Origin of the sequence: Streptomyces javensis, from assembly GCF_039525925.1 — a bacterium.
Lineage (GTDB): Bacteria > Actinomycetota > Actinomycetes > Streptomycetales > Streptomycetaceae > Streptomyces > Streptomyces asiaticus.
This window is the reverse complement of record NZ_BAAAIF010000075.1, coordinates 16690-42054: the sequence shown is the minus strand read 5'-3', so window position 1 is coordinate 42054 and position 25365 is coordinate 16690. Positions and strand designations below refer to the sequence as shown.

21 protein-coding genes and 1 pseudogene are annotated in these 25365 nt (G+C 72.6%); 13 read left to right on the top strand and 9 right to left on the bottom strand.

Going from position 1 to position 25365, the window contains the following annotated elements; all coding sequences use genetic code 11:
• Positions 1-52 precede the first annotated feature (52 nt).
• Complete coding sequence (locus ABD329_RS40290) at positions 53-1360, top strand: ROK family transcriptional regulator (RefSeq protein ID WP_344317703.1); 1308 nt, start codon at positions 53-55, stop codon at positions 1358-1360.
• A gap of 132 nt (positions 1361-1492) precedes the next feature.
• Here ABD329_RS40290 and ABD329_RS40285 read toward each other — a convergent pair whose 3' ends face one another.
• From ABD329_RS40285 to ABD329_RS40275, 3 genes and pseudogenes are all read right to left on the bottom strand, one after another.
• The gene (locus ABD329_RS40285; RefSeq protein ID WP_037950327.1) at positions 1493-2533 is read right to left on the bottom strand and encodes a LacI family DNA-binding transcriptional regulator; all 1041 of its coding nucleotides are present in this window, start codon (positions 2531-2533) and stop codon (positions 1493-1495) included.
• Between the two features lie 66 nt (positions 2534-2599).
• Positions 2600-3901: pseudogene (locus ABD329_RS40280) on the bottom strand (discoidin domain-containing protein).
• A gap of 98 nt (positions 3902-3999) precedes the next feature.
• Positions 4000-5145, bottom strand: coding sequence for a DUF1996 domain-containing protein (locus ABD329_RS40275; RefSeq protein ID WP_198276926.1), 1146 nt, complete (start codon positions 5143-5145; stop codon positions 4000-4002).
• A gap of 440 nt (positions 5146-5585) precedes the next feature.
• On the opposite strand from ABD329_RS40275, the gene ABD329_RS40270 reads away from it, so the two are divergent.
• Together ABD329_RS40270 and aroQ are read left to right on the top strand one after the other, a co-directional pair.
• A complete protein-coding gene (locus ABD329_RS40270; protein ID WP_198276925.1) occupies positions 5586-7391 on the top strand; it encodes a coagulation factor 5/8 type domain-containing protein in 1806 nt (601 codons plus the stop codon).
• Between the two features lie 77 nt (positions 7392-7468).
• Positions 7469-7942 carry a type II 3-dehydroquinate dehydratase gene (aroQ, locus tag ABD329_RS40265; RefSeq protein ID WP_198276924.1) on the top strand — a complete coding sequence of 158 codons (474 nt, stop codon included), beginning with the start codon at positions 7469-7471 and terminating at the stop codon, positions 7940-7942.
• A 96-nt stretch (positions 7943-8038) separates the two neighbouring features.
• Here aroQ and ABD329_RS40260 read toward each other — a convergent pair whose 3' ends face one another.
• Positions 8039-8824 carry a DeoR/GlpR family DNA-binding transcription regulator gene (locus tag ABD329_RS40260; RefSeq protein WP_198276933.1) on the bottom strand — a complete coding sequence of 262 codons (786 nt, stop codon included), beginning with the start codon at positions 8822-8824 and terminating at the stop codon, positions 8039-8041.
• Between the two features lie 133 nt (positions 8825-8957).
• Between ABD329_RS40260 and ABD329_RS40255 the strand changes: the two genes are divergently transcribed.
• From ABD329_RS40255 to ABD329_RS40240, 4 genes are all read left to right on the top strand, one after another.
• On the top strand, positions 8958-9851 hold the full coding sequence (locus ABD329_RS40255) for an SIS domain-containing protein (protein WP_198276923.1): 894 nt from the start codon (positions 8958-8960) through the stop codon (positions 9849-9851).
• 192 nt (positions 9852-10043) lie between these two features.
• Positions 10044-10883 (top strand): class II fructose-bisphosphate aldolase, encoded by an 840-nt coding sequence (locus tag ABD329_RS40250; RefSeq protein ID WP_198276922.1) that lies wholly within the window; start codon positions 10044-10046, stop codon positions 10881-10883.
• A gap of 156 nt (positions 10884-11039) precedes the next feature.
• Complete coding sequence (locus tag ABD329_RS40245; protein WP_198276921.1) at positions 11040-11741, top strand: glycoside hydrolase family 75 protein; 702 nt, start codon at positions 11040-11042, stop codon at positions 11739-11741.
• Positions 11742-11843: 102 nt separating this feature from the next.
• Positions 11844-12263, top strand: a complete 420-nt coding sequence (locus ABD329_RS40240) for an STAS domain-containing protein (RefSeq protein WP_246618414.1) — start codon at positions 11844-11846, stop codon at positions 12261-12263.
• Here the strand turns inward: ABD329_RS40240 and ABD329_RS40235 are convergent.
• The 4 genes from ABD329_RS40235 to ABD329_RS40220 all read right to left on the bottom strand — a co-directional run bounded on the left by ABD329_RS40235 (position 12162) and on the right by ABD329_RS40220 (position 18497).
• Positions 12162-13163 (bottom strand): sigma-70 family RNA polymerase sigma factor, encoded by a 1002-nt coding sequence (locus tag ABD329_RS40235; RefSeq protein ID WP_198276920.1) that lies wholly within the window; start codon positions 13161-13163, stop codon positions 12162-12164. The genes ABD329_RS40240 and ABD329_RS40235 overlap by 102 nt on opposite strands.
• 123 nt (positions 13164-13286) lie before the next feature.
• The gene (locus ABD329_RS40230) at positions 13287-13526 is read right to left on the bottom strand and encodes a DUF6296 family protein (RefSeq protein ID WP_198276919.1); all 240 of its coding nucleotides are present in this window, start codon (positions 13524-13526) and stop codon (positions 13287-13289) included.
• A 93-nt stretch (positions 13527-13619) separates the two neighbouring features.
• Positions 13620-18125, bottom strand: a complete 4506-nt coding sequence (locus tag ABD329_RS40225) for an HAD-IC family P-type ATPase (protein ID WP_344317700.1) — start codon at positions 18123-18125, stop codon at positions 13620-13622.
• A 78-nt stretch (positions 18126-18203) separates the two neighbouring features.
• A complete protein-coding gene (locus tag ABD329_RS40220) occupies positions 18204-18497 on the bottom strand; it encodes a hypothetical protein (protein ID WP_198279095.1) in 294 nt (97 codons plus the stop codon).
• Here ABD329_RS40220 and ABD329_RS40215 point away from each other — a divergent pair.
• The 6 genes from ABD329_RS40215 to ABD329_RS40190 all read left to right on the top strand — a co-directional run bounded on the left by ABD329_RS40215 (position 18496) and on the right by ABD329_RS40190 (position 25030).
• Positions 18496-18951 carry a hypothetical protein gene (locus tag ABD329_RS40215; protein ID WP_198279096.1) on the top strand — a complete coding sequence of 152 codons (456 nt, stop codon included), beginning with the start codon at positions 18496-18498 and terminating at the stop codon, positions 18949-18951. The two genes, ABD329_RS40220 and ABD329_RS40215, sit on opposite strands and share 2 nt — an antisense overlap.
• A 297-nt stretch (positions 18952-19248) precedes the next feature.
• Positions 19249-19869, top strand: coding sequence for a LuxR C-terminal-related transcriptional regulator (locus tag ABD329_RS40210; RefSeq protein WP_344317699.1), 621 nt, complete (start codon positions 19249-19251; stop codon positions 19867-19869).
• A 219-nt stretch (positions 19870-20088) separates the two neighbouring features.
• Positions 20089-20928: a hypothetical protein gene (locus tag ABD329_RS40205; protein WP_198279098.1), complete on the top strand. Its 840-nt coding sequence runs from the start codon at positions 20089-20091 to the stop codon at positions 20926-20928.
• Entirely contained in the window at positions 20925-21674 is a 750-nt protein-coding gene (gene cseB, locus ABD329_RS40200) for a two-component system response regulator CseB (protein WP_198279099.1), read from the top strand. Before ABD329_RS40205 ends, cseB begins: the two co-directional genes overlap by 4 nt.
• A gap of 2 nt (positions 21675-21676) precedes the next feature.
• Positions 21677-23017, top strand: coding sequence for a sensor histidine kinase (locus ABD329_RS40195; protein ID WP_198279100.1), 1341 nt, complete (start codon positions 21677-21679; stop codon positions 23015-23017).
• 138 nt (positions 23018-23155) lie between these two features.
• Positions 23156-25030, top strand: coding sequence for a transglycosylase domain-containing protein (locus ABD329_RS40190; protein ID WP_198279101.1), 1875 nt, complete (start codon positions 23156-23158; stop codon positions 25028-25030).
• Here ABD329_RS40190 and ABD329_RS40185 read toward each other — a convergent pair.
• Complete coding sequence (locus ABD329_RS40185) at positions 25017-25364, bottom strand: hypothetical protein (protein ID WP_214665227.1); 348 nt, start codon at positions 25362-25364, stop codon at positions 25017-25019. The two genes, ABD329_RS40190 and ABD329_RS40185, sit on opposite strands and share 14 nt — an antisense overlap.
• Position 25365: the final 1 nt, after the last annotated feature.

Here is a 25365-nt window from a genome sequence, read left to right as displayed (position 1 = left end):
GAGATCCGGCGGAGGTATCTTGCGGCGCGGAGCCCGGAGTTGAGGAGGCCAGGTGACGGCGAGCAACGGCCGTACGGTTCGTGACCTGCGGCGGGAGAACCGCGCCGCCGTGCTGCGCCGGTTGTACCTCGACGGGCCCATGAGCCGCTATTCGCTGGCCCCGGCGACCGGGCTGAGTTCAGGTTCCATCAGCAATGTGGTCGCCGAACTGCTCGCCGAGGGGCTAGTGGAGGAGGCCGGGAGCGTCGACTCCGACGGCGGCCGCCCCCGAACCCTACTGCGGATCACCCCGCACAGCGGCCACCTGATCGGGGTGGATGTCGGCGAGACCCGGGTCCGCGTCGAGCTGTTCGATCTCGCGTTGGCCGAACGGGCCCATGCCGACCGGCCGTTGCCCACGCGCGGCGCCGGGCACCGGGACCGCTACGACAGCGAGCTGATCGCGGGCCATATCCGCGACGGCGTCGCCGAGGTCCTGGAGGCGGCCGGGCTCAGTCCCGATTGCCTGCTCGGCGTGGGCATCGGCGTCCCCGGCATCGTCGAGCACTCCGAGGAGGGCGGTGCGGTGGTGCACTGTCAGCCGATCGGCTGGGAGGCGGTCCCGCTGGAGCGGATGCTGCGCCGGCCGGACCACCTCCCCCGGGAGGTCCCGTACTTCATCGAGAACGGCGCGAAGACGCTGGGGCAGGCCGAGATGTGGTTCGGCGCCGGGCGCGGCGCGCGCAACGCGGTGGTGGTGCTCTTCGGGTCGGGCGTCGGCGCCTGCGTCGTCACCGACGAGGTCCAGCACGGCCGGGCGGTGGAGTGGGGCCATCTCACCGTGCGGGTGCGGGGCCGCCGGTGCCGCTGCGGGGCACTGGGCTGCCTGGAGGCGTACGCGGGCGCGGAGGCGCTGCTGGAGCGCTGGCAGGAGGCGGGTGGACGGCCGCCGTCCGACACCGACGAGGAGACCGCCCTGACGGCGATGCTGGCCGCCGCGTATCCCGCGGATGGTGGCGATCCGGACCCGGTGGCGGCCGCCGTCCTCGCCGAGACCGCGGAGTACCTGGGCGCGGGTCTTTCCGATCTGATCAACCTCTTCCAGCCCGAGCGCATCCTGGTCGGCGGCTGGGCCGGGCTCCAGCTCGGCCCGCGCTTCCTGGACTCGGTGCGCCGCCACGCGCTCTCGTACGCGCTGCCGTACCCGTCCGGACGCGTCGGCATCGACCTGGGGGCGCTGGGGCCGGACGCGGTGACGGTGGGCGCCGCGATCCTGCCGCTCGCGGACTTCTTCGCCCGCGGTGGGCGCCGTCTGCCCGCCGGGCCCTCGCCGGAGCCGTCCCCGGCGTGGCGCGCGACCTTGGGCACGCGGCTGGCGTAGCGCTACGCCGGCTCCTACGTACGCACCGCCACGCCGAATCCTACGTCCGCACGGCCACGCCGAATCCTACGTCCGCACGGCCACGCCGACTCCCACGCACATACCGCCACGCCGACTCCCACGCACGCACCGCTAAGCCGACTCCCGTACCACCAGCTCCGGTTCGAAGAGGACCGCGACCGGATCGGTGCGCAGGCCCCGGACGTGCTCGTCGAGCAGCCGGGCCATCGCCGCCGCCATGTCCTCCACCGGCTGACGCACCGAGGTCAGCGGCGGCCGGCAGGTGGCGGCCACGCTGGAGTCGTCGAAGCCGACGACCGCGACATCCTCGGGCACCCGCCGGCCGCGCTCCCTCAGCACCTGGCAGACCCCCTGGGCCATCAGGTCGTTGGCCGCGAACACCCCCTCCACGTCGGGGTGTTCGGCGAGCAGCGCGGTCATCGCCGCCACTCCGCTGTCCAGCGTGAAGCCGCCCTCGGCCACCGGAACGTACGGGTGGCCGCCGCGCGCCATGGTGTCGCGGAATCCGGCGAGCCGCTCCTGGCTCGCCGCCACGGCCCACGGCCCCGACACGGTGGCCACCTTCCGGCACCGCCGGGCCAGCAGGCGCTCGGCGGCGATGCGGCCACCGTCCCAGTGCGCCAGGTCGACATGGCTCAGCGCCACCGGCCGCACGGGCCGGGCGAACAGCACGGCGGGCAGTCCGGCCTCGGCGAGCAGCGCGGGCAGTGGATCGTCGGGGTGGGTGGACACCACGAGGGCACCGTCCGCGTTCCCCTGCCGCAGATACCTCACCACCTCCTGCCGGGCCTCGGGGGACTCGGCGAACATCAGCACCGGGTGCATCGAGCGCGGCCGCAGGAACCCCACCACGCCACCGACGACCCGGCCGAAGAACGGGTCCGAGAACACCCGCGCGGCGAAGGCGTTCTGCTCCTCCTCCGAGGTGTCCCCGGCCCCGGAGACGACGAGCGCCACGGTGCCGGTGCGCCGGGTCACCAGCGATCTGGCCGCCCGGTTGGGCGCGTAGCCGGTCCTCTCGATCGCCAGGCGGACCAGGTCCTGGATGGCCGGATCCACGTTGCGGACGCCGTTGACGACCCGGGACACGGTCGCCCGGGAGACACCGGCCTCCCGGGCGACATCCTCCAAGGTCGGGGCCTGTCGGTTCATGTCGGCACCCTAGTAGCCGTGCGCCTCGGGGGCATAGAGCGCTCTCCCGCCACCCACTTCGGTGGCTCAGCGGCGGTAGACGCCGAACTCGTAGAGCGAGTAGCCGTAGCCGGTGCCACGGGCCGTGCCGTGGACGCGGACGTAGCGCCCGGTGCCCGAGACGTCGAAGTCATCCACACCGCCGTTGCCGTCGGTCACCTCACGGACGGTGCGCCAGCCGCTGCCGTCGTCGGAGGTCTGGATGGTGTACGCCTTGGCGTAGGCGGCCTCCCACACCAGCTGGACATGGGTGAAGGAGGTGGACGCGCCGAGGTCCACCTGGAGCCACTGCGGATCGCTCCAGTCGGCGGCCCAGCGGGTGTCCGCCTTGCCGTCCACGGCGTTGGCCGGGGTGCAGGGGCAGTCGCCGCCACCCGTCTGGTACGAGGAGGCGGTGGCGGGCCTGCCGAGGGCCACATCGGTGCCGTTCACGGCGGGCGGGACGACCCGTACGGAACGGGTCTCGATGCCCACGTTGCCCTTGCCGTCGGTGGCCTTGACGTACACCTTCCACACTCCGGGGCGGTCCGGCGCGGTGAGCCTCAGCCTGCCGCCGCCGAGGTCGGTGGCGGGCAGCGGGATGAGCCTCTTGTCCTTGTCGAGGTACATCGTGCTGCCCAGCACCTGGTAGGAAATGGCGTCGCCGTCGGGGTCGGTGGCCCTGACCGCGAGCGTCAGGTCGCGGCCCGCCTCCACCTTGGCGGCATCGCCCTCCACGGCCAGCGAGGAGATGACCGGCGGCGTGTTGTCGCGCGAGGTGTCCGCGCCGTACGCCTTCTTCACCGCGTAGTACGACAGCCGCTTCTGGCCGGCGGGCAGCAGATTGAACCAGACGCCGCCGAAGTCGTCCTCGGTGCCGTAGTGGAACATCGTGGCGCCGAGCGCGACGCCCTTGTGGCCGGTGACGCAGTTCCACGCCTTGCCGTAGCCCGCGGCCTAGCCGCCGCTGCCCGGGCCGCCACCGGGCTGGAGCCAGAATCCGGCGATCACCTTGATGCCGTGGGCGGCCGCGGAGTCGAAGAGGGGTTTGCTGGTGGCGTCGGTGCCCCAGGTGCGGATGGTGTTCACGCCCATCGACCGCAGATCGGGGAGGTAGCGGTCGGCGTCCGCGATGGCGGGGCCCCAGGTCAGGCCCTTGATCTGATACGGCTGGCCGTCCACGGTCAGCCGCCAGTCGCCCTGGGCACCGGTGACCTTGACGACGCTTCCGGCGGCGTGTGCCTGCTGGCCGGGCAGCGCGAGGGCACCGGCGACCAGCAGACCGGCGGCGAGGGGCGCCGCGATACGGCGTGGGGCGGTACGGCGTGGGGTGGTACGGATCCGGGTCATGGTGGTGTCTTTCGGTGTGTCGGCGGGGGGAGTCGAGTGCGGACGGCCCGGCCGCGGCGGTGTGTCCCGCGAGCGGCCGGGCCGCGGTGGTACGGCGGCTACGGCAGCTCGTAGTCCTCGTCGAGGGCCGCCCCGGCCTCGGGATGGGTCTGGTCATAGCCGCGGGCGTCGCACTGGAGCGCCCCGACCACGCAGTGGTCGACCAGCGCCTTGAGCGTCGGCGCGTCCCAGGCGTTGAAGAAGTCGTAGTGGAACGACCAGCTCGGACCGCTGGCCAGCCTCGCCCGGGAGAGGTCACCGTTGACCGGGAAGGCCATCTTGAACTCGACCATCGGCAGCGCCACCGGGTGGTCCGCCGGACACACATTGTTGTTCGTACCGGGGTTGACCACCGGGTAGGCCATATGGCTGCGGTGGTCGGGCGTGTCCAGGTACTTGCCGTCCCAGCAACTGGGCGCCTGGAAACGGATGTTGAGCTGGACCTCGGGACGGCTCGGGCAGTCCTTGGGGAACTCGACGTTGAAGTAGCTGTCGCCGCACTCCCAGCCCTCGACGAAGCCGGGGTGGCGGCGGAACTCCTCCGCGGTCTGCATCGGATCGCCCACCACGAACCGCAGCCCCTTGGGGAACGGCCGGACGCTGGTGTAGTCGGTCACGCCCGCCTTGTAGTAGATGGTCTGCGGGCCGGTGGGCAGTACCGGCTTGTCGCCGTCGAAGAGCGTGGGCATCCAGTAGCCCGACTTGTCCCCCGGCGCCTTGCAGGTGGTGCGGCCGGCGTCGAGGGAGGCCGTGGTGCTGGCCGCGTCGGTCGTGGTGTTGCCCATGAAGGTGTGGTCATGGGACGCGCCCGGCCGCTGCGGATACACGATGGGGTCGTCCGGCTTGGTGTGGCTCACCGAGCAGTTGGCCTGGAACTCGTGGAAGTAGCGGTGGGGCGGCTCCTTCGTGGACGGGGTGACACCGGTGACCGGCGGGTTCGCGGGAATGTAGCCGTCGCCGTCCGGGTCCTCGGGCGAGGAGGCGGACGACGACGCCATGGTGTGCCCGGCGTGGGCCGCGTGCCCCGCGTGGGCCGCATGGCCCGCGTGCCCCGCATGGGCCGCGTGGGCCACCGTGACACCGCCGCCCGCGGACTTCGCCGCGGGCGGCTCGGCGCTCATCGCGATACCACCGAGCCCGAGCGAGGTCAGCAGCAGCGCGCCCGCGATCAGGGCGTTTGAAACGATCTTCGATCTCCGTGCCATGGCGACTCCTGCCACATGGAGAGAGGGTGAAGGTGGCCGGGCGGCCCTCGCACGGCGAGGCTCGCGACGCCGTGGGTGCGGGCCGGACCGCCCGCATGACGGACCGTCACCGGCCCGCGACAACTATGGGAGAGCGCTCTCCGAGATGGGAGTGTCCGGGCGGGGACGCGAAGGTGTCAAGGCGTCGAGCGGAAAGGATCAGACGCCGATTTCCGTTTCCCTCTTGAACACAACAGCCAGACGCGGCCGATCACAAATCTCCCCAAGTTCCCCCGAACCAGCGGACTCACCAGGGCAGTTGACGTTCAAAAAGCAACAACATGTAAGGACTGCGGTCACAACTCTTGACGAGTCGTTCACATGGATGAAGCATGCGACGGCAAGAGAGCGCTCCCTCACCCCCCATCCCGTTCATTTACTGAACCAGGAGAGACGCCCCCATGACGCCTTCCCCCACGTCTTCCTCCGCCGACCGCTCCGCGGTCGGCCGCCGGGCGGTGCTCGGCGCCGCGGCCGCCGTCGCATCGGTTCCCGCCCTCGGCGGCCTGGCCACTCCCGCGGCCGCCGCCCCCTCGGGCCGGTCCAAGAGCCCCAAGGCCCTGCCGGGCGGCGGCGACCTCGGCCCGAACGTGATCGTCTTCGACCCGTCCACGCCCGGCATCCAGGCCAAGCTGGACGAGGTGTTCAAGAAGCAGGAGTCGGCGCAGTTCGGCACCGGGCGCTACGCCCTGCTGTTCAAGCCCGGCAGCTACAGCGGGCTCAACGCCCAGATCGGCTTCTACACCTCCATCGCCGGGCTGGGACTGTCCCCCGACGACACGACCATCAACGGCGACATCACGGTGGACGCCGGGTGGTTCAACGGCAACGCGACCCAGAACTTCTGGCGCTCGGCGGAGAACCTCGCTGTCGTACCGGTCAACGGCACCAACCGCTGGGCCGTGGCGCAGGCGGCCCCCTTCCGGCGGATGCACGTCCGCGGCGGGCTCAACCTCGCCCCCGACGGCTACGGCTGGGCGAGCGGCGGCTACATCGCGGACAGCCGCATCGACGGCCAGGTCGGACCGTACTCCCAGCAGCAGTGGTACACCCGCGACAGCGCGATCGGCGGCTGGCTCAACGGCGTGTGGAACATGGTGTTCTCCGGTGTGGAGGGCGCGCCCGGGCAGACCTTCCCCAACCCGCCGTACACCACGCTCAACACCACCCCGGTCTCCCGGGAGAAGCCCTTCCTGTACCTCAACGGCGGCGAGTACCGGGTCTTCCTGCCCGAGAAGCGCACCAACGCCCGCGGCGTCACCTGGGGCAACGGCACCCCCAGAGGCACCTCGCTGCCGCTGTCGCAGTTCTACGTGGCCAAGCCCGGTGTCACCGCGGCCACCCTCAACGAGGCGCTCACCCAGGGGCTGCATCTGCTGCTCACCCCCGGGATCTACCACCTGGACCGGCCGGTCCAGGTGAACCGCGCGAACACCGTCGTCCTCGGGCTCGGCTACGCCACGCTCATCCCCGACAACGGCGTCACCGCGCTGAAGGTCGCCGACGTCGACGGGGTCCGGCTGGCCGGTTTCCTCATCGACGCCGGACCGGTGAACTCCGCCACGCTGCTGGAGGTCGGCCCGCAAGGGGCCTCCGCCGACCACTCGGCCAACCCCACCACCGTCCAGGACGTGTTCATCCGCATCGGTGGCGCGGGCCCCGGCAAGGCCACCACCAGCATGGTGATCAACAGTCGGCACACCATCGTCGACCACACCTGGGTCTGGCGCGCCGACCACGGCGACGGGGTCGGCTGGGAGACCAACCGCGCCGACTACGGCGTCCGGGTCAACGGCGACGACGTGCTGGCCACGGGGCTGTTCGTGGAGCACTTCAACAAGTACGACGTGCAGTGGTTCGGACAGCGGGGCCGGACCATCTTCTTCCAGAACGAGAAGGCGTACGACGCCCCGAACCAGGCGGCCGTCCAGAACGGCTCCATCAAGGGCTACGCCGCCTACAAGGTGGCCGATTCGGTGACCACGCACGAAGGGTGGGGGCTCGGCAGCTACTGCTACTACAACGTCGACCCGAGCATCGTGCAGCACCACGGCTTCGCCGCGCCGAACGCGTCCGGGGTGAAGTTCCACAATCTGCTGGTCGTCTCGCTCGGCGGCCAAGGCCAGTACGAGCGCGTCATCAATGACACCGGATCTCCCACCTCGGGTACCTCCACCGTGCCGTCCACCGTGGTGTCATATCCCTGATCTACGATGCCTCGCGGGTCGGTGCCCCCGGTGAACCGCCCCTCGACGTGCCGACCGCCCAGGAAGGACCACACACCATGACCACCACTCCCGTGCGCGACCGCTCCACGATCATGGTGCTCAACGGACCGAACCTGAACCTCCTGGGCCGTCGGCAACCCGAGATCTACGGCACCGACACGCTGGCCGACATCGAGAAGCTGGTGGCCGAGACGGCCGCACCGCACGGTCTGACGACCGACTGCCGGCAGAGCAACCACGAGGGCCAGCTGATCGACTGGATCCATGAGGCCCGGGAGCGCCACGCGGCGGTCATCATCAACCCCGCGGGGTACTCCCACACCTCGGTCGCCCTGCGCGACGCCCTGGCCACCTGCGACGGTCTGCCGATCGTGGAGGTGCACATCTCCAACATCCACCAGCGGGAGACCTTCCGGCACCACTCCTATGTCTCCGCGCTGGCCAGCGGGGTGATCGCCGGTTGCGGTGTCCAGGGCTACGCGTTCGCCGTCGAGCGGGTGGCGGCCCTGCTGGCCGCCGCCAGGGCGTAGGCGTACGACAGCCGCCGGGGCGCAGGCGTACGACAGTCGCCGGGGCGTAGGCGTACGACACCTCAAGCCCTGAACGGATTTGGGTCCTGATCGGCCTCAGGCCCTGACCACGCGGACACCGGCCTCGGTGTACGGAGCGACCAGCTCCTCATCGGCGCCGGTGTCCGTGATCAGGACATCGATCTCGTCCAGTGCGCAGATCCGGGCGAACGCCCGGCGGCCCAGCTTGGAGCTGTCGGCCACGACCACCACCCGGGTGGCCCGGCCGGCCATCAGGTGGTTGATGCTGGCCTCCCCCTCATGGTGGGCGGTCGCGCCCTGGACCGTGTCCAGGGCGTCCACACCGAGGATCGCCAGATCCAGCGACACCTGGTCCAGCACCCCGGTGGCCAGCGGCCCCATCAGCTCGAAGGACTGCGGACGGGCCACCCCACCGGTGAGCACGATCTTCACCTGGGGGCGCACCGCCAGCTCATTGGCGATGTTCAGGGCGTTGGTGACGACCGTGACGGCGGGACCGCCGCCCGGTGCGGAGAGGTCGCCGCGCGTGGAGAGGGCACGGGCCACCTCGGTGGTGGTCGTCCCACCGTTGAGCCCCACGATCGAGCCCGGTTCCGCCATCCGGGCCGCGGCGGCGGCGATGCGCTGCTTCTCCGAGGCGCGCCGGGCGGTCTTGTAGCGCAGCGGCAGGTCGTACGAGAGATTGTGCGCGACCGCGCCGCCGCGGGTGCGCGTCAGCATCTGCTGCTGAGCGAGTTCATCCAGGTCGCGCCGGATGGTCGCGGCGGACACCGCCAGTTCGGCGGCCGCCTCCTCGACATCGATCCTGCCGTCCCTGGCCAGCAGATCCAGCAGGGCATTCCAGCGCTCGGGGCGTTTCACGCCGATCACCCTACCCGCTCCTCGCATCCATTGACTCTGGACTTCCGTGCGTGATTCTGCGCATTATCGGCCCGTACGAAACAACTCCACGCATCCAAACTGCTCGGGTCATCCGTGCGACGAGGGGAGCTTCATGAGCCACACCGAGGCCGAGATCGCGAGCCAGCCCGACTGCTGGCGGCGCGCCATCGCCCTGGCCCGGGATCCGGAGGGGCCCGTACGGGCGGCACTGCCCCGGGCGGGTGAGCGGGTGGCCGTGGTCGGCTGCGGCACCTCGTGGTTCATCGCCCAGTCGTACGCGGCGCTGCGCGAGGCGGCGGGCCAGGGCGAGACGGACGCGTTCGCGGCGTCGGAGATGCCGCTCGGCCGCGCCTACGACCGGGTGGTCGCGCTGTCCCGGTCCGGCACCACGACCGAGGTGCTGGAGCTGCTGGGCGCGGTGCGCGGCCGGGTGCCCACCACCGTCGTCACGGCGGTCCCCGACTCCCCGGTCGTGGGCGCCGCGGACGCCGCGGTGGTGCTCGACTTCGCCGATGAGCGGTCGGTGGTGCAGACCCGCTGGGCCACCACCGAACTCGCCCTGCTCCGCGCCCACTTGGGCGCGTCCCTGGACCATCTGGAGGCGGATGGGGAGGCGGCGCTCGCCGAGCCGCTGTCCGGGCCGCTCGTGGACGCCGGGCAGTTCACCTTCCTCGGGCGGGGCTGGACCTATGGCGTCGCCCAGGAGGCCGCGCTCAAGATGCGCGAGGCGGCGGGGGCGTGGACCGAGGCGTATCCGGCCAAGGAGTACCGGCACGGCCCGATCAGCGTGACCGGCCCGCGGAGCGTGGTGTGGTGGCTGGGCGAGGGGGCTTCGGACGTGGCGGACGAGGAGATCACCCGCACCGGTGGCCGGGTCGCCGGCTTCGGCCGCGACCCGCTGGCCGAACTGGTGGTGGTGCAGCGGCTCGCGGTCGCCATCGCGGCGGCGCGCGGACTCGACCCCGACGAGCCGCGCCATCTCACCCGCTCGGTGATCCTCGGCTGAGCGGGGCCGAGCGGAGCCGGGTGGGCCGAGCGGAGCCGGGTGGGCCGAGCGGAGCCGGGTGGGCCGAGCGGAGCCGTGGGCTGAGCGGAGCCGAGCGGGGCCGAGCGGGGCCGAGCGGTCCGCCCGGGTATGGGCGGACCGCGGAATACGGGACAGGGCCGGAACACGGGAATGGGCGGAAGGAGCCGGTAGATGCCGCTGGTGGCCACCGGAGAGATCGTCGGGGCGGCCGCACGGGCCGGGCTCGGCGCGGGCGCGTTCAATGTCATCCAGATCGAGCACGCCCAGGCCATCGTGGCCGGGGCGGAGGCGGCGGGCGCGCCGGTGATCCTCCAGATCAGCGAGAACGCGGTGCGGTATCACGGTGCCCTGGCCGCCATCGGGCGGGCGACCGTGGAGGTGGCCCGCGCGGCCCGGGTGCCGGTGGCCGTGCATCTGGACCACGCCACCGGGCCGGAGCTGGTGCGGGAGGCGGTGGGCCTCGGCTTCGGCTCGGTGATGTTCGACGCCTCGGCCCTGGACTACGACGGCAATGTGGCGGCGACCGCCGAGGTGGCGGCCGACTGCCATGCCCACGGGGTGTGGGTGGAGGCCGAGTTGGGCGAGGTGGGCGGCAAGGACGGCGTCCACGCGCCGGGCGCCAGGACCGAACCGGCCGAGGCCGCCGCCTATGTGGCGGCCACGGGTGTGGACGCGCTCGCGGTCGCGGTGGGCACCTCGCACGCCATGGTCGTCAAGGCCGCGGTGGTCGATCTGCCGCTGGTCGCGGCGCTGCGCGCGGCCGTGCCGGTACCGCTGGTGCTGCACGGCTCCTCCGGGGTGCCCGAGGCGGATCTGACCCGGGCGGTGGAGGCGGGGCTGACGAAGGTGAACATCGCCACCCATCTGAACGTGGCCTACACCCGGGCGATCCGCGACCATTTGACCGACCACCCCGAGGTGGTCGACCCCCGCCGGTATGTCGCGGCCGGGCGTGCGGCGGTGGCGCGCGAGGTGACCCGGCTGCTGAAGCTGGTGCGGGCCACGCCCTGACCTGAGACGGTCTGCGGGAAGTTGCTGTGACGGCCGCCGATTCGCGCGGCAATACGCATCGACTTCCGCGGCGCCCAGCATATTGACATGAGCTTATCAACTCGCCCAAGATGCCCCCGTCGAGGTTAGGAAAGGTTCCTAACAAAGGGGTGTCCTATGCGCAAGCGTTTAGCGTTCGTGATCGCCACGGCCGGTCTGCTGGCCGGCTCCGTCACCGCCGGCGCCCACGCCAACACCCGGGGGCCCGCGCCGGCCCCCGCGTCCACCAAGGAGGGCACGGTCACCGCGGCGCAGCTGCTCGCCAAGGTGCAGAGCTGTTCCCAGATATCCAGTGGCAAGTACCGCACCGACGAGGAGACATCGGCCACCGTCCCGGTCTGCGGGGCCAATGGGGCGGTCTTCTGGAAGGCCGACATGGACGTCGACTGCGACGGCCAGGTGACCTCCCGGTGCAACGAGGACACCGACCCGTGGTTCCAGGACGACACCGCCTTCCACCAGTCGGACGGCAAGCCCCTCGTCGCCGACAAGCTGCCGTACGTCGTGGTGCCGAGCCCGAGCTCCACCTGGGACTACCGGCAGGCCGGCATCAAGGGCGGCGGGGTGGTCGCGGTCATCTACAACAACAAGGTCGAGTACGCGGTGGTGGGCGACACCGGTCCGAACAAGATCATCGGTGAGGCGTCCTACGCCACGGCCAACGCGCTCGGCATCGACCCCGACCCGGAGACCGGCGGCGCCGAGTCGGGGGTGACGTACATCCTGTTCAAGAACTCCTCCGTCTCCCCCATCGAGAACCACAGCAAGGCCGTGTCGGTCGGCGACGGCCTGGCGAAGCAGTTCGTCCAGAACAACTGACCCGCCATCATCGGAGAACGTGCGGCGCGGCCGCGTGTTCTCCGATGATTTTTCCCGGGCCGGGCGGTCTGCACCGGTGAACGCCGCGACAGGAGGTGGACGTTGACCGGTCCCGAGCCCGAGAACCCGCCCATGCCGTCCCCGGCCGTGCTGGTGCTGGCCCAGCCGGTCACCCGCGCCGAGGTGGCGCGGCTGTGCGAACGGTTGACCGCGCTGGCGCGCCGGGCCGGTCCGGGGCCGGTCACCGTGGACGTGAGCGGGGTGGGACGGCCGGACCTGGCCGTGGTCGAGGCCCTGGCCCGGCTGCGGCTGACCGCGGGCCGGCTGGGGCGCGGGATCCAGCTCCGCAACGCCCGCGGCGAACTGCGGCGGCTGCTCGCCTGGACGGGACTGGACGAGGCCCTGACGGCCCCCACGGCGTTAGGCCACGCCCTCGGGCCCGAGCCAGGCGGGGAGGCCGAACAGCGGGAAGAGGCGCTCGGTGTCCAGGAAGGAGTTGAGCCCGGTGATCCGGCCCCCTGATATCTCCAGGACCTGAAGCGCCCAGGGCTCATGGCGGCCGTCGGCGCCGCCCGGGCGGTACTGGCCGAAGGCGGGCATGCCGTTGGCCACGGTCGGGACCAGACGGGAGCCGCGGCAGCCGATGCCATGGCCCAGCAGCCACTGGCGGATGTCCTCGTGGCCGCGCAGCCACAGCTCGTAGGGCGGCATGGAGAGCGTGGCGTCCTCGTGCAGCAGGGCGGTGAGGGAGTCCAGGTCATAGCGCTCGAAGGCGTCCACATAGCGGGCCAGCAGCGCGCGCTGCTCCTCATCCAGCGGCTTGACCGGGTCGGAGTCGCTGACCTGGCTCGCGGCGAGGGTGGCCCGGGCGCGCTGAAGCGCGCTGTTGACCGACGCGACGGTGGTGCCCAGCAGCTCGGCGACCTCGCTCGCCTTCCACGCCAGCACCTCGCGCAGGATCAGCACCGCCCGCTGGCGGGGCGCCAGATGCTGGAGCGCGGCGATGAACGCGAGCCGCACCGCGTCCCGCTGGGCCGCCACCTCGGCGGGGTCTCCCCCGTCCGGCAGCACCTGGCCGTCCGGGACCGGCCCGATCCAGGTGGCCTCCGGCTGCTCGGCGAGCGCGGCCGGGAACGGGGTGGCCGCGGAGGTCAGATCCATGGGCCGGGCCCGGCGCTTGCTCCCACTGAGCATGTCCAGGCACACATTGGTGGCGATGCGGTAGAGCCACGACCGCAGCGCGGACCGGCCCTCGAAGCGGTCCAGGCCCCGCCAGGCGCGCACCATCGTCTCCTGCACCGCGTCCTCGGCCTCGAAGGCCGAGCCCAGCATCCGATAGCAGTAACCGGTCAGCTGCGTGCGGTACGGCTCCAGCTGGAGCTCGACACCGGCCGCGCCGTCCACCGCCGCCACATCACTCATCGCCGCACCTCGATCGTTTCGATCGTTCTTCGGACTCCCATGGGCGCCAAACCTAGCGGGCCCCACTGACAACGGCGCCGACCTGCGGAAACGACAGACGGCCCGGGGCGCCGGACGGGTGACTCAGGACACCGGGCGGGCACTGACCGCGGCGGCGTGCACCTGATGACCGCCGCTGGCGATCATCCGTACCTCCGCGCGGTCGCTGATCTCCGCCCGCACGATGCCGGTGTCGTCCACGTACACGGGGTGGCCGCCCGGACCGCTGCTCTCCGTACGGTGCACCACCACGACGTCCTCGGCTCCCGGGTCCGGGACGGTCGTATCCAGGAAGACCAGCTCATACCGCTCTCGGCTCCGCATCACGCCCTCCTCCGCACCGACCCGCCCCCGTCATCTCAAACCGGGACATTCAACACTATCGCTCGGGCCGGGCGGCGCAAGAGGTTCGGTCGCTCACCGCGGTGCGGCGGCCTCCGGCCCGTCCGCGGCGGCCGTGCGCTCCCCCGCCGCCGCCTCCTCGGGCGGCGTCCTGTCGAGGCGCAGCATCGGCGCGAGGACGGGGCCGAAGAGGGTGGCCACGGTGATGGAGCCCAGGGTGATGGCCCAGGCGAACGGACCGAGCGGGGTGCAGTCGAAGAACTGGCTGACGCCCGGGGTCTGGATGATGGCGGCGAGCACCGCGGCGGAGCCCAGGCCGGCGATCAGGACGTGCCGGTCAAGGCCGCCCGTCGTCAGGGTCTGCGCCAGCTGGGTGCCGACCAGGGCGGCGAGCGCCACCGTACTGGCCCGGCGGCGCCGGCCGGTGGCCCGGGCGCCGGTCCACGCCAGCCCGGCCCCGGCGGCCGTGATGACGCCCCGCAGCAGCATCTCCTTGGTGAGCGCCACGCCCAGCGAGCGGCTGGGGCCCTCCTTGAGCAGCCGTTCACCGGTGTGCCCGGTGGGCTCGCGCACCGCGATGGCGAGCGCGGGCGCGAGGTCGGTCAACAGGTTGACCAGCATGATCTGACGCGCGCTCAGCGGCGTGGTGCCGGTGAGGGCGGAGGTCGCCACGCTGAAGGTGACCTCGCCGAAGTTACCACCGATGAGGATGGCGAGGGCGGCCCGGACCGAGGCCCACATGGCGCGCCCCTCCATCAGGGCCGAGACGATGGTCTCCAGGCGGTCGTCGGTGACGACCAGGTCCGCCGCGGCGGTCGCGGCGGGGGTGCCGCGCCTGCCCAGGGCGATCCCGACGTCCGCGAGCCGGATCGCGGGGGCGTCGTTGGCGCCGTCGCCGGTCATGGCCACCACCCGGCCGAGGCGCTGATACGCCTGGACGATGCGGACCTTGTGGTGCGGGCTGCACCGGGCGATCACGTCCACCGTGGGCAACAGCTCGTCCAGCCGTTCGTCGTCCATCTCGTCCAGCTCGGGACCGGTGCTCACCTTGGGCTCGGGGACGTCCATGACGGTGGCCGCGATGGCGTCGGCGGTGGCGGGGTGGTCGCCGGTGAGCATCACGGTCTGCACGCCCGCCTCGCGCAGCCGCTCGGTGGCCGGACCGGCGCTGGTGCGGACCGGGTCGGCGAGCGCGATGAAGCCGAGGAAGTCCAGGTCCCGCACGGTGTCGTCGGTAAGGTCCTCGCCCTCCCGCATCGGACGCTCGGCCACCGCCAGCACCCGTCGCCCCGCTCCGGCCAGCTCCTCGGCGGCGTCGGCCAGCTTCTTGATGTCCTCCGCGTCCAGTGGGGTGGTCCGTCCGGTGCCCGGTGCGCGCCGCCGGGCGACCCGCTCCAGAACCCCCTCGGGCGCACCCTTGACGCTGAGCAGGGCGCCGCGCGGGGTGCGCCCGGCGGTGGCGTGATAAGCGCGGGAGGGTTCGAACGGCAGCGAGTCGGTACGGCGCCAGCGGGGCGCCCCGCGCCGCACCCCGACCCCGGCCCGGCGGGCTCCGACGCTCACCGCGCGGTCGGTCTGGTGCGCCATGGGCTCGGCCTGGCGGGCCGGCGGGGTCGCGCGCAGAGCGGCGGCGAGCACCGCCTTACGGGGCGCGTCGAGCCGGTCGGCGGGGAGCGGGCCGGCGCCGTCGCTGACGGCGGCGAGCTGGAGGGTGCCCTCGGTGAGGGTTCCGGTCTTGTCGAAGCACAGCACGTCGGCGCGGCCGAGGGCCTCGATGGTGCGGGGGTTGCGGACCAGGGCGCCGAGGTCGGCCAGCCGCCGGGCGGCGGCCAGCTGGGCGGCGTTGACCAGGAACGGAAGCCCTTCGGGGACGGACGCCACGGCGAGGTTGACGGCGGAGGCGAGGTTCTCGGTGGGCGGCAGGCCGTGCAGCAGTCCGGCGCCGGCGACCGCGGCGGCGGAGCCGACCGCGATGGGCACGCTGGAGCGGGTGAGCGCGGTCAGCCGGGCCTCGACACCGGTGACGGGGGCGGCCTGGCGGGCGGTGGCCAGGCTGCGGCCGACCTCGGTGGCCGGTCCGGTGGCCACGACGACGGCCTCCGCCCGTCCGGCGGAGACCGTGGTGCCCTCGTAGAGCATCGACCGGCGCTGGGTGATGTGGGCGCCGACGACCGGCGCGGGGGACTTGTGCACGGGGAGGGACTCGCCGGTCAGCGAGGACTCGTCGACCTCGAGCCCCTCGGCCTCCAGCACCCGGCAGTCGGCGGGCACCACGTCCTCCGGGCCCAGCACGACGATGTCGCCGGGGACCAGGTCCCCGGCGGTCACCAGGCGTTCCGTACCGCCCCTGCGGACCCGGGCGCCGATCGCCGACCGGGCGAACAGCTCGGACAGCGCCCGCTCGGTCCTGACCCGCTGGAATCCGCCGACGAGCGCGGAGACGCCGGTGATGGCGGCCACCAGCGCGGCGTCGGTGCGCGAGCCCACGGCGGCGGCCAGGGCGGCCCCGGCGGCCAGTACCGGGGTGAGCGGGTTGGCGAGCTCCTCGATGAACGCGGCGGGCAGGGTGGTGCCGGTGGGCTCGCCCCGGCGCGGCCCCTGCGCGGTGCGGGACGCCGCCTCCTCCGGGGTCAGCCCGTCGGGCCGGGTCCGCAGCCGCTCCAGCACCCGGGGGACGGGCATCAGGTACCAGGGGGTGGTGGTCACCGGCGGGTCCATGGGGCGGGCGAGGAGCTGGCGCGCCCGCCAGTTGCCCAGGGCGAAGGCCAGGGTCCCCGCGGTGGTGCCCGACGCCGCGCCGCGCGCGGTGGCCTGGTCAGGAGGCGCCTGGAGGGCGGCCACCGCGCCGATGGCGCTGCCGCCGGCGGACAGCAGGGCGCTCTCCCGGTCGACCCGCGCGGCCACGCCGACGGCGTCCACGATGAGCCCGGCCGACTCCAGGTCGGCGCCGACGAGCAGATGGGCGCCCCAGGCCGGGGGTTCGCCGTCGCGGTGCACCCCGATGCCGCAGTCGGCGGCTCCCAGGGCCCGGCGGTTACCGGAGAGCAGCAGCACCACGGCGCCGTCGGCCTGGAGGGAGCGTACGGAGGCCACCAGGCGGCCGCCGGAGGGCACCACCGCGTCGGCGAAGGTGATGCCCGTGGGCTGCTGCCGGTCGGTGGCCAGGACGATGCGGGACCCGGCCCGGCGGGCGGCGGCCGCCACGGCCTCGGCGCCCGGCACGGTCTGTGGCGCGAGGCCCACCACCGCCTGGAGCTTGCTCCCCCGGGCCAGGCCGAGCACCCGCTCGCTGCCCCTGCGGCGGAGCCTCGCCGCGGTCTGCCGCCCGGTGCGGCCCGTCAGCTCCAGCCGGTCCAGGGGACCGAGCACCCATCCGCCTGCGCGGCGGGTCTCCAGGGGCTCATCGGAGTCGAAGAGGTCGAAGAGCCGCTCGGCGGTCCGCTCGGGGTCGGCGCCGCCGAGGAGTTCCAGGTCAATGGGCTCGTAGCGGTCGCCGCGCAGCGCCGCCTCGTCCAGCACCACGGTGTCGACCTGGCCCAGCCGCCGCAGCGAGCTGCGGTCCATGGCCAGGACGCCGCGCAGCGCCAGGAACCGGCCGAGGCTGGTCGCGAACCCCTCCCGGCCCGCCCCCGGCGCCTTGGGCACGGAGGAGAACCCGACGGCGAACCCGCGGCGCGGGCCGGCGAAGGGCACGGTGAGGACGCCAGCCATGGCCCCCACCGCCATCGAGCGCTCCGCGAAGCGCTCCACGGTGTCCTTGGGGGACGGCCCGGGCCGCTCGACCACGATCGGCTCGGCCACCACGTCCTGGGGGCCGTGCACCAGCTGCGGCTCCATCGCGGCCCAGGCCCGGCCCTCCGCCTCCGCCTCCCGCCACAGGGCCATCCGCTGGATGAGGTCGAGCGCGAGCCCACCGCCCCGGGTGGCCACGCCCTGGGTCAGCGCGGCCAGCACCGGCAGCGCCGCCTCGGTCGGCTCGCCGCGGGTGATGGCCAGGGCGAGGCGCCGCAGCCGGGGGTGGTTCTGGATGATGGCCATGGTGGCGGCCACCTCGGTGGGCAGCCTGAGCCAGGGGGTCAACCGCAGGGCGGTGGCCACGCCCAGCCCCACGACGTCCGCGGCCACGACGGCCAGCGACTGGGCCTCCCTGCCCCCGCCGGAGGGGTGGTGGGGCTCGGGGGCCCATTCGTCGAACTCCTCGCTGGGCGCGACGGGCTCCTGGACCTCCGCTCGCTCGATCCGGGCGATCAGGTCCTGCTCGGACGGGGGCGGCTTGCCCACGGCCACCACGACCCGCTCGGAGGGCGAGTTCACCCGTGCCCACCGCACCCGCGGATGCTCCTCGAGCGCCCGCTCCACCCGGCGGGCCACCTGCTCGCCGCCGATGCCGTGCACCCCGCGGACCTCGATGTAGTACCGCCCCGGGTAGGACCAGACCCCGCGCTCGGAGGGCCGGACCAGCCGTCCGACGGCTCCGGCGGCATCCCGTACGCCAGCGGCAACACCGCTTTTGATGGGCGCGAGCAGCAGCGAGGGCGGCAGGGGCAGGCGCAGTGCTGACAGCGACGGCAGCGGTGACATCAAGGGACCTCCGCTCTCCGGGCGGCCTGCCCGGTTCATCCCTATTACCCTTAAAAGGGCAGAAGATTCCATTCGTCATCACCGTGTGGACGTGAGACCAGTGAGTACTCCCGCTACTTCACGCAAGCGCAGTTCCTCGACCGCCGCGAAGAAGACGGCATCACCGGCGCGCGGCGGCAAGTCGGCGACGAAGTCCCAGACCACGTCGGCCGCCTCGAAGCCATCGCAGGCCAAGAGGTCGACGAGGGCCACCAGGCCGTCGAAGACCACACAGCGGCAGCGGACGGCGAAGGCCGCCAAGGGCCCCATGGAGACATCGCGCAGCGACGGCAGGCGCCGCCTCACCGTCACGGTGCCCACGTTCAACGCCATGGGCCACGCCACGAAGGAGGGGTTCGACACCGTCGGCCATGCCACCAGGGACACCCTCGACACCGTGGGCCACGCCACGAAGGAGACCTTCGGGACGGTCGGCCACGCCACCACCCGTGCGACCGGTGGCGCGGCGAAGGTGGCGATGAAGCCGATCGAGATGGCCCGCCGGGTGCTGCCCGCCAAGGGCGGACTCCCGCTGTACGTGGGGCTCGGCGCACTGGGCGCCGTGGAGATCATCGAATGGCCGGTGGCCCTCGGCATCGGGGTCGGTTACGCGGTGCTGCGCAAGGGCGGCATCATGGCCGAGCCATCCGAGCAGCGCGACGCGGGCCGCGGCCAGGGTCGCACGGCCGGTCGCACGACGAGTCGCACGACCGGCCGCTCGAGCTCGAGGAGCGCCCGGTCCGGGAGCCGTTCGCAAACGCGTAGGTCCGCCAAGGCCGCGGCGTAACGTTTCGACCAGCGGCTTCCCGCCGGAACGATTTCGTCCGCAAAGCGGTCAAGAAACGGGCAGAACTCTGTTGGAAACGGGCACCCCACAGTCACCGTAGCGTTGGTATACACCAGGAAGCGGGCCTAACACCCGTTACTGAATTCCCCCTGGGGTCCGGCGCATTGCGTGGCCGCGATGCGCCGACCCTCCGTCACCTGGGGGTTCACCCGAGACGGACTGACCACTCCGTCACGAACCGACCGAAAGCGGTGACTCCTCTTGGCCCTCCCCCACAGCGCTCAGAGTGCCCCTCGAGTGCCCGGACAGGCAGTGTCCCCCGCCTCGCGGCACGCCACCGGAATGGCCACGCTCGCCCCCGACCTCCATGTGGTGGCCGGGGACGAGGACTTCTTCCGACACTTCGGGGCCTCGTCCGCCGAGTTGTGCGGCCGCAGCCTGTTCGACCTGCTGCACCCCAGCTCCCCCTCCGTACTGCGGGAACACTTCTCGCGACTGCACGACGGGCGGCGCACCCGCTTCACCGAGCGCGTACTCGGCTACCACTCACGGGGCCAGGTGTTCTCGGGAAAGCTGACCGGCACGGCCATCCAGGGCCGGTCCGACCGACTCGCGGCCATCGTCGTGATGGTCAAACCGGATGACGAACGACCAGAGGAGGAATCAACCCCCACCAGCCAGAAGTTGCTGTCGCCGCTGGAGGCCCGGATACTCGAGGGCGTGGCCACCGGAGCGTCGACCGTGCAGATGGCCGCCAAGCTCTATCTCAGCAGACAGGGCGTCGAATACCACGTGGGATCCATGTTGCGGAAGATGAAGGCACCCAACCGGGCGGCCTTGGTCTCGCGTGCCTACGCGGCGGGCATGCTCACCGTCGGCACCTGGCCGGCCCGCGTTCGCCCGGAGTTCATCAAGTGACGCACACCATGTGACGCCACGTCACACCGAACAGGCCCGGGGCACAGCACCCCGGGCCTGTCGTCTTCGGCGGCCCGGCCGATACGCCACGATTCCGCGGCCCGGCCGATACGCCGCGATTCCCGCGACCCGGCCGATACCTCATCATTCCCGCGACCCGGCTGATACCTCACGGGTCCCGCGTGGCACGCCTCCGTCGCTCAGTAGGCTGAGACGGCCATGCGTTCACTCCCCACCGGATCGCGCACCGCGCGACGCCCCCGCCCCAGGCCGACCCGCGGCCTCCTGCCCACCGTGGTGGCCGCGTGCGCCGCCGTGATGACCGCCGCGGGGTGCGCGGCGCAGGCGGGGGTGCGGGACGACGGCGCGGCGCCCTCGCTCTCGGCACCGGCCAGCGCGGTTCCGCTGTGGCCCCGGTACACCCCCCCGACCGTGGCCACGCCCCGGGAAAAGCCCGACTTCGCCCGCTATCTTCCGGTGGACAAGGTCAAGGTGCCCTCGGGCGGACTGGCCGCCCTGTCCGCGAAGAACTTGCTGCTCCACGACCCCAATGTGCCCGCGGTGGTGCAGAAGGAGGTCTCGCTGTGCCCTGACGGCGGCCACTGCCCGCTGCGGGACACCGCCCATCGCGATCTGACCGGCGACGGCCGGGACGAACTGGTGGTGGCGGCCGATCTGCCGGCGTTCGAGCGGACGCTGCTCCAGGTCTACACCGCCTCGGGCCGCACGGTCCGCCCGGTGCTGATCTACTGGGGCCCGCCCGGGCTCACCGGCGAAACCTTCGGCCGCGATCTGCTGATCTCCGCGATCGGCGGGGACGGCCGGGTCACCACCCGCTTCCGCTGGAACGGCACCGTCATGGCGGCCGTGACGCCCGAGGACGGCACGGCCACCCGGACCCCCGTCCCGGAGGACGGCGCGGCCGCCCGGACCCCGGTCCCGAGGGAGGGCGCGGCCGAGCGGACCGCCGGCCCCGGCGTCGCACCGGAGGTCCTGCCGAGCAGCACCGCCGCGGCGGCGGACACGGGTACCCGTACGGAGACGAGGACGACGCGATGACCACCGCCTTCACCCCGCCCGGCCCGGGCTCCCCCACCGAGGCGCATCTGCTGCTCGTCGAGGACGACGAGGTGATCCGCAACACGGTGCGGATGGCCCTGGAGCGGTACGGCTTCACCGTGTCCACCGCGGGCGACGGCCTCACCGGGCTGGAGATCTTCCGGGAGAGACAGCCCGATCTGCTGCTGCTGGATGTGATGCTGCCCGAACTGGACGGCATCGGACTGTGCCGCAGGGTCCGCGAGTTCAGCCTGGCGCCGATCCTGATGATGTCCGCGCGCGGTGACTCCCTGGACGTGATCTCCGGTCTCGAGGCGGGCGCCGACGACTATGTGGTCAAGCCGTGCGAGAGCGCGGTCCTGGTGGCCCGAATCCGCTCGCTGCTGCGCCGCGCCTCATTCACCCCCGTGGCCCGCGCCCCGCGCGCCGGGCCCACGGGATCGGACGGCACGGCCGATCCCGACACCCTCACCTTCGGCGACCTCACCATCGACACCCGCGGTATGGAGGTGCGCCGCGCGGGGGAGCCGCTGGCCCTGACCCCCACCGAACTGCGGATGCTGCTGGAGTTCGCCGGCTCGCCGGGTGTGGTCCTGGAGCGCCGTACGCTGCTCAGCCGGGTCTGGGACCACGCGTGGCAGGGCGACACCCGTGTGGTCGACCTCCATGTGCAGCGGCTGCGGGCCAAGATAGGCGCCGAACGGATCGAGACGGTCCGCGGCTTCGGCTACAAGCTGCGGCGCTGACGATGACGCTGAGATGGCGGATCGTCGCCCTGGTGGCGGCGGCGACCTGCGCCGCCGCGGCCGCGGTGGGCGTCCTGGTGCACCACGCCTCGCGCGACCGCGAACTGTCCCAGGCGCGCGACGGGGCGCGGACCACACTCGACCGCGCCGCGGTCATCTACGCCCGCACCGGCGGCGTCCAGGGCTCCGGCGCGGTGCTGGACGCGCCCGGGCTCCCCGGGGACCTGCGGCGCCTGGTGGAAGAGGGCCATCAGGGCACCGAGTTCACCACCGGCCCGGGCGGACCCGCGATGTGGGCGGCCCGGCCCGCCGATGACCAAGTCCTGTCCGTACGCGTCGACATGAGCACCGCGATGCGCGACATCGGCGCGCTGGACACCAACATCATCCTGGCCGGGCTGATGACCACCGCCGTGGTACTGCCGCTGGGCGTGCTGACCGCCGAGCGGATGAGCCGGCGGCTGCGGCTGGCGGCGGCCACCGCGCGCCGGATCGCGGCCGGGGACCTGGACGCCCGGATCTCCCCCGCCACCCGCCCGCACGACGAGATCGCCGAAATCGCCGGGGCCGTGGACTCGATGGCCGCCGCGCTACAGGAGCGGCTGCTCGACGAGCAGCGGTTCACCGCCGATGTGGCGCATGAGCTGCGCACTCCGCTGATGGGCCTGGTCACCTCCGCCGAGCTGCTCCCGCCTGGCGAGGCGGCCGGGTATGTGCGGGACCGGGTGCGGGTGTTGAGCACACTGGTCGAGGAGCTGCTGGAGATCTCCCGGCTGGACGCGGGGGCGGAGGAGGCCGATCTGTCCCCCTGCCCCCTGGGGCCGGTGCTCGAGGAGGCCATCGCGGGCACCGGGCTGTCGGCACGGCTGCGGACCGGAGCGGTGGAGGTCGGCGGGCAGCGGGACCGCGAGGACACCGGGCAGCGGGACGCCCCGGCGGAGGACACCGGGCAGCAGGACGTCACGGACGGCCCGAAGGTGTGGACGGATCCCCGCCGGCTGACCCGTATCGTCGCCAATCTCGTGGTCAACGCCCATCGCCACGGCCGCGAACCGGTCGAGGTGACGGTGGCGGCGGACGGCCGGACCGTGACGGTCCGCGACCACGGCACCGGCTTCCCCGACGATCTGCTGGAGAGGGGCCCGCAGCGGTTCCGCACCGGGGTCCGGGAGCGCGGCCGGGGCCATGGACTCGGGCTGACCATCGCGGTCGGCCAGGCCAAGGTCATCGGCGCCACGCTGGAGTTCGGCAACGCACCGGACGGCGGCGCGGTCGCCACGCTGCGCCTGCCCGAGCGGCCCGAGCGGCCCGAATCGCCGGAGCCCGGACCGATACACGGCTGATACACCGTCGAGCGGAAGTCGAGACCCGGCCGAGCCCCCGCCGAGACCGTCCGTTGCGGTTCCGAAGATCTTCGCTGAGGAGGATGGCGCCGACCCGCGCGAAACCTCGCGGCCGGGATCGACGGAGGAGCGATCGGCATGGCAGGTCCCCTGACGGCACTACGCGTACGGTTCACACCGGACTCGGAGCAGACGCCGCGGGACACCAGACCCCCGGGCGGGCGGCGCGGAGCGAGAGGTCGCGGGAGGCGGAAGCGGACCGGCATCCGGAGGTTCTTCACCTGGCGGAAGCTGCTGGCCTATGTGGCCGCCCTGTGCGCCCTGCTGATCGGGGCGTTCACCGTGCTCTACTACTCGATCGACATCCCCAGGGCCAACGCCCAGGCGAAGGCGCAGAGCAACGTCTACAAGTTCGGCGACGGCACGATCCTCGCCCGCACCGGCGAGATCAACCGCGAGATGGTCAACCTCGACCGGGTACCCACGGGTGTCCAGCACGCGTTCGTGGCGGCCGAGAACAAGTCCTTCTACAAGGACTCCGGCGTGGACCCGATGGGCATCCTGCGGGGGCTGGTCAACACCGTGACGGGCAAGGGCACTCAGGGCGGCTCGACCATCACCCAGCAGTACGTCAAGAACTACTACCTGAGCCAGGAGCAGACCGCCACCCGCAAGATCAAGGAACTGGTGATCTCCCTCAAGGTCGATCAGCGCAACTCCAAGGAGGACATCCTCAGGGGGTATCTGAACACCAGCTACTTCGGCCGTGTCGCCTACGGCGTCCAGGCCGCCGCCCGCGCGTACTACGACAAGGACGTGGACGACCTCAGCGTCGAGGAGGGCGCGTACCTCGCGGCGCTGGTGCAGGCCCCCAGCCAGTACGACTGGGCCGTCGCGAGCCCCAAGGCGAAGCGCCTGGTCACCCGCCGCTGGAACTACGTCCTGGACAACATGGTCGACATGCGCTGGCTGGATCCCGCGCAGCGGAAGCGGATGCGCTTCCCCGTGCCGGTGGCCCCCGAGCCCGCCCCCGGTCTCGGCGGCCAGGCCGGGTATCTCGTGGACGCGGCCCGCAATGAGCTGATCGCCTCCGGCGTCAGCGAGCAGGAACTCGCCGCGGGCGGCTGGACCATCACCCTCAACGTCGACCCGGACAAGCAGCGGGCGCTCGAGGAGACGATGCACCAGGGGCTCGACGGCTCCGCCAAGGGCGAGCGGGGCCGTGCCGACGCGGCCGCCACCCAGGGCGGCGCGGTCTCGGTGGACCCGAGGAACGGGCGGATCGTCGCGCTCTACGGCGGCCGGGACTACACCCGGCACTATCTGTCCAACGCGACCCGCGGCGACTACCAGGTGGGCCCCGTCTTCGAACCGGTCACCACCGCCGCGACCCTGGGCGCCAAGATCCGGGACGGGGCCGCCGCCGACGGGCTGCCGGACGTCAAACGCACCGCCGGGGCGCTGGGCATGGACACCGACGGCGGCGGCTTCGCCACCAAGGAGTCCATCGGGCTGGGGCTGATGGGCTCGAGCCCGCTGAGGATGGCCGGTGTCTACGCCTCGTTCGACCACAAGGGCAAGCGGGTCACCCCGAGCATCGTGAAGTCCGCCCGGCGCGGCGATGAGACGGCCGGGCCGCCGAAGGCGGTGGGCGACCAGGCGATCACCCCCGCGGCCGCCCAGCTGATCACCCGGAGTCTCATCGAGGACGGCGGAGCGACCGCGGTACGCGCCGTCAAACGGCCCTCGGCGGGCAAGGGCGGGGTCTCCGACGACAAGAGGGCCGCCTGGTACGTCGGTTACACCCCCGACCTGGTCACCGCGGTCGCCCTCTTCGGCGAGGACGCCAAGAAGCGGAAGCAGATCCCCTTGAGGAACGCCCGTGTCCAGCGGGTCGCCGAGCTCTGGAGCGACTACACCGGCCGGGCGCTCGGCGACGCGCCCCCGGCCTGGTTCGACTTCGGCCCGGGGGCGGTTCCGGTCCCGACGCAGACGGCGCCTAACGCACGGTGAGGGCGGCGCCGAGGCCGCCGGCGAGGGCCGCGGCCCCGAGCAGGCAGGTCAGCAGCAGCCGGCGGCGCAGCGTGCGGTAGACCTCCCGGTACTCCGCCCGCAGCTCCTCGCAGCGGCGCACCACCGTGCGCAGGGTCTGCTCGGTGACGGCCAGCTGGTCCTGGATGTAGACCCGCTCGACCTCCGCCCGCTGGGCGGAGGTCAGCCAGTCGAGCCGGCCGGTGAGGCGGCGGGCCCGCTCCCGGGCCGCGTCCCGCTCGCCCTGGAGCAGCAGATAGCCTTCGATCTGGTTGATTCCGGCGGCGATACCGGGGGGCTCGGCGGCTCTGGCCATA

Excerpts from the sequence above, each read along its gene's own strand:
- ABD329_RS40285 (WP_037950327.1), bottom strand. The coding sequence starts at position 2,533 with ATGAACCGACAGGCCCCGACCTTGGAGGATGTCGCCCGGGAGGCCGGT.
- ABD329_RS40275 (WP_198276926.1), bottom strand. The coding sequence starts at position 5,145 with ATGGCACGGAGATCGAAGATCGTTTCAAACGCCCTGATCGCGGGCGCG.
- ABD329_RS40270 (WP_198276925.1), top strand. The coding sequence starts at position 5,586 with ATGACGCCTTCCCCCACGTCTTCCTCCGCCGACCGCTCCGCGGTCGGC.
- aroQ (WP_198276924.1), top strand. The coding sequence starts at position 7,469 with ATGACCACCACTCCCGTGCGCGACCGCTCCACGATCATGGTGCTCAAC.
- ABD329_RS40255 (WP_198276923.1), top strand. The coding sequence starts at position 8,958 with ATGAGCCACACCGAGGCCGAGATCGCGAGCCAGCCCGACTGCTGGCGG.
- ABD329_RS40250 (WP_198276922.1), top strand. The coding sequence starts at position 10,044 with ATGCCGCTGGTGGCCACCGGAGAGATCGTCGGGGCGGCCGCACGGGCC.
- ABD329_RS40245 (WP_198276921.1), top strand. The coding sequence starts at position 11,040 with ATGCGCAAGCGTTTAGCGTTCGTGATCGCCACGGCCGGTCTGCTGGCC.
- ABD329_RS40235 (WP_198276920.1), bottom strand. The coding sequence starts at position 13,163 with ATGAGTGATGTGGCGGCGGTGGACGGCGCGGCCGGTGTCGAGCTCCAG.
- ABD329_RS40230 (WP_198276919.1), bottom strand. The coding sequence starts at position 13,526 with ATGCGGAGCCGAGAGCGGTATGAGCTGGTCTTCCTGGATACGACCGTC.
- ABD329_RS40225 (WP_344317700.1), bottom strand. The coding sequence starts at position 18,125 with ATGTCACCGCTGCCGTCGCTGTCAGCACTGCGCCTGCCCCTGCCGCCC.
- ABD329_RS40215 (WP_198279096.1), top strand. The coding sequence starts at position 18,496 with ATGGGCCACGCCACGAAGGAGGGGTTCGACACCGTCGGCCATGCCACC.
- ABD329_RS40220 (WP_198279095.1), bottom strand. The coding sequence starts at position 18,497 with ATGGCGTTGAACGTGGGCACCGTGACGGTGAGGCGGCGCCTGCCGTCG.
- ABD329_RS40205 (WP_198279098.1), top strand. The coding sequence starts at position 20,089 with ATGCGTTCACTCCCCACCGGATCGCGCACCGCGCGACGCCCCCGCCCC.
- cseB (WP_198279099.1), top strand. The coding sequence starts at position 20,925 with ATGACCACCGCCTTCACCCCGCCCGGCCCGGGCTCCCCCACCGAGGCG.
- ABD329_RS40195 (WP_198279100.1), top strand. The coding sequence starts at position 21,677 with ATGACGCTGAGATGGCGGATCGTCGCCCTGGTGGCGGCGGCGACCTGC.
- ABD329_RS40190 (WP_198279101.1), top strand. The coding sequence starts at position 23,156 with ATGGCAGGTCCCCTGACGGCACTACGCGTACGGTTCACACCGGACTCG.
- ABD329_RS40185 (WP_214665227.1), bottom strand. The coding sequence starts at position 25,364 with ATGGCCAGAGCCGCCGAGCCCCCCGGTATCGCCGCCGGAATCAACCAG.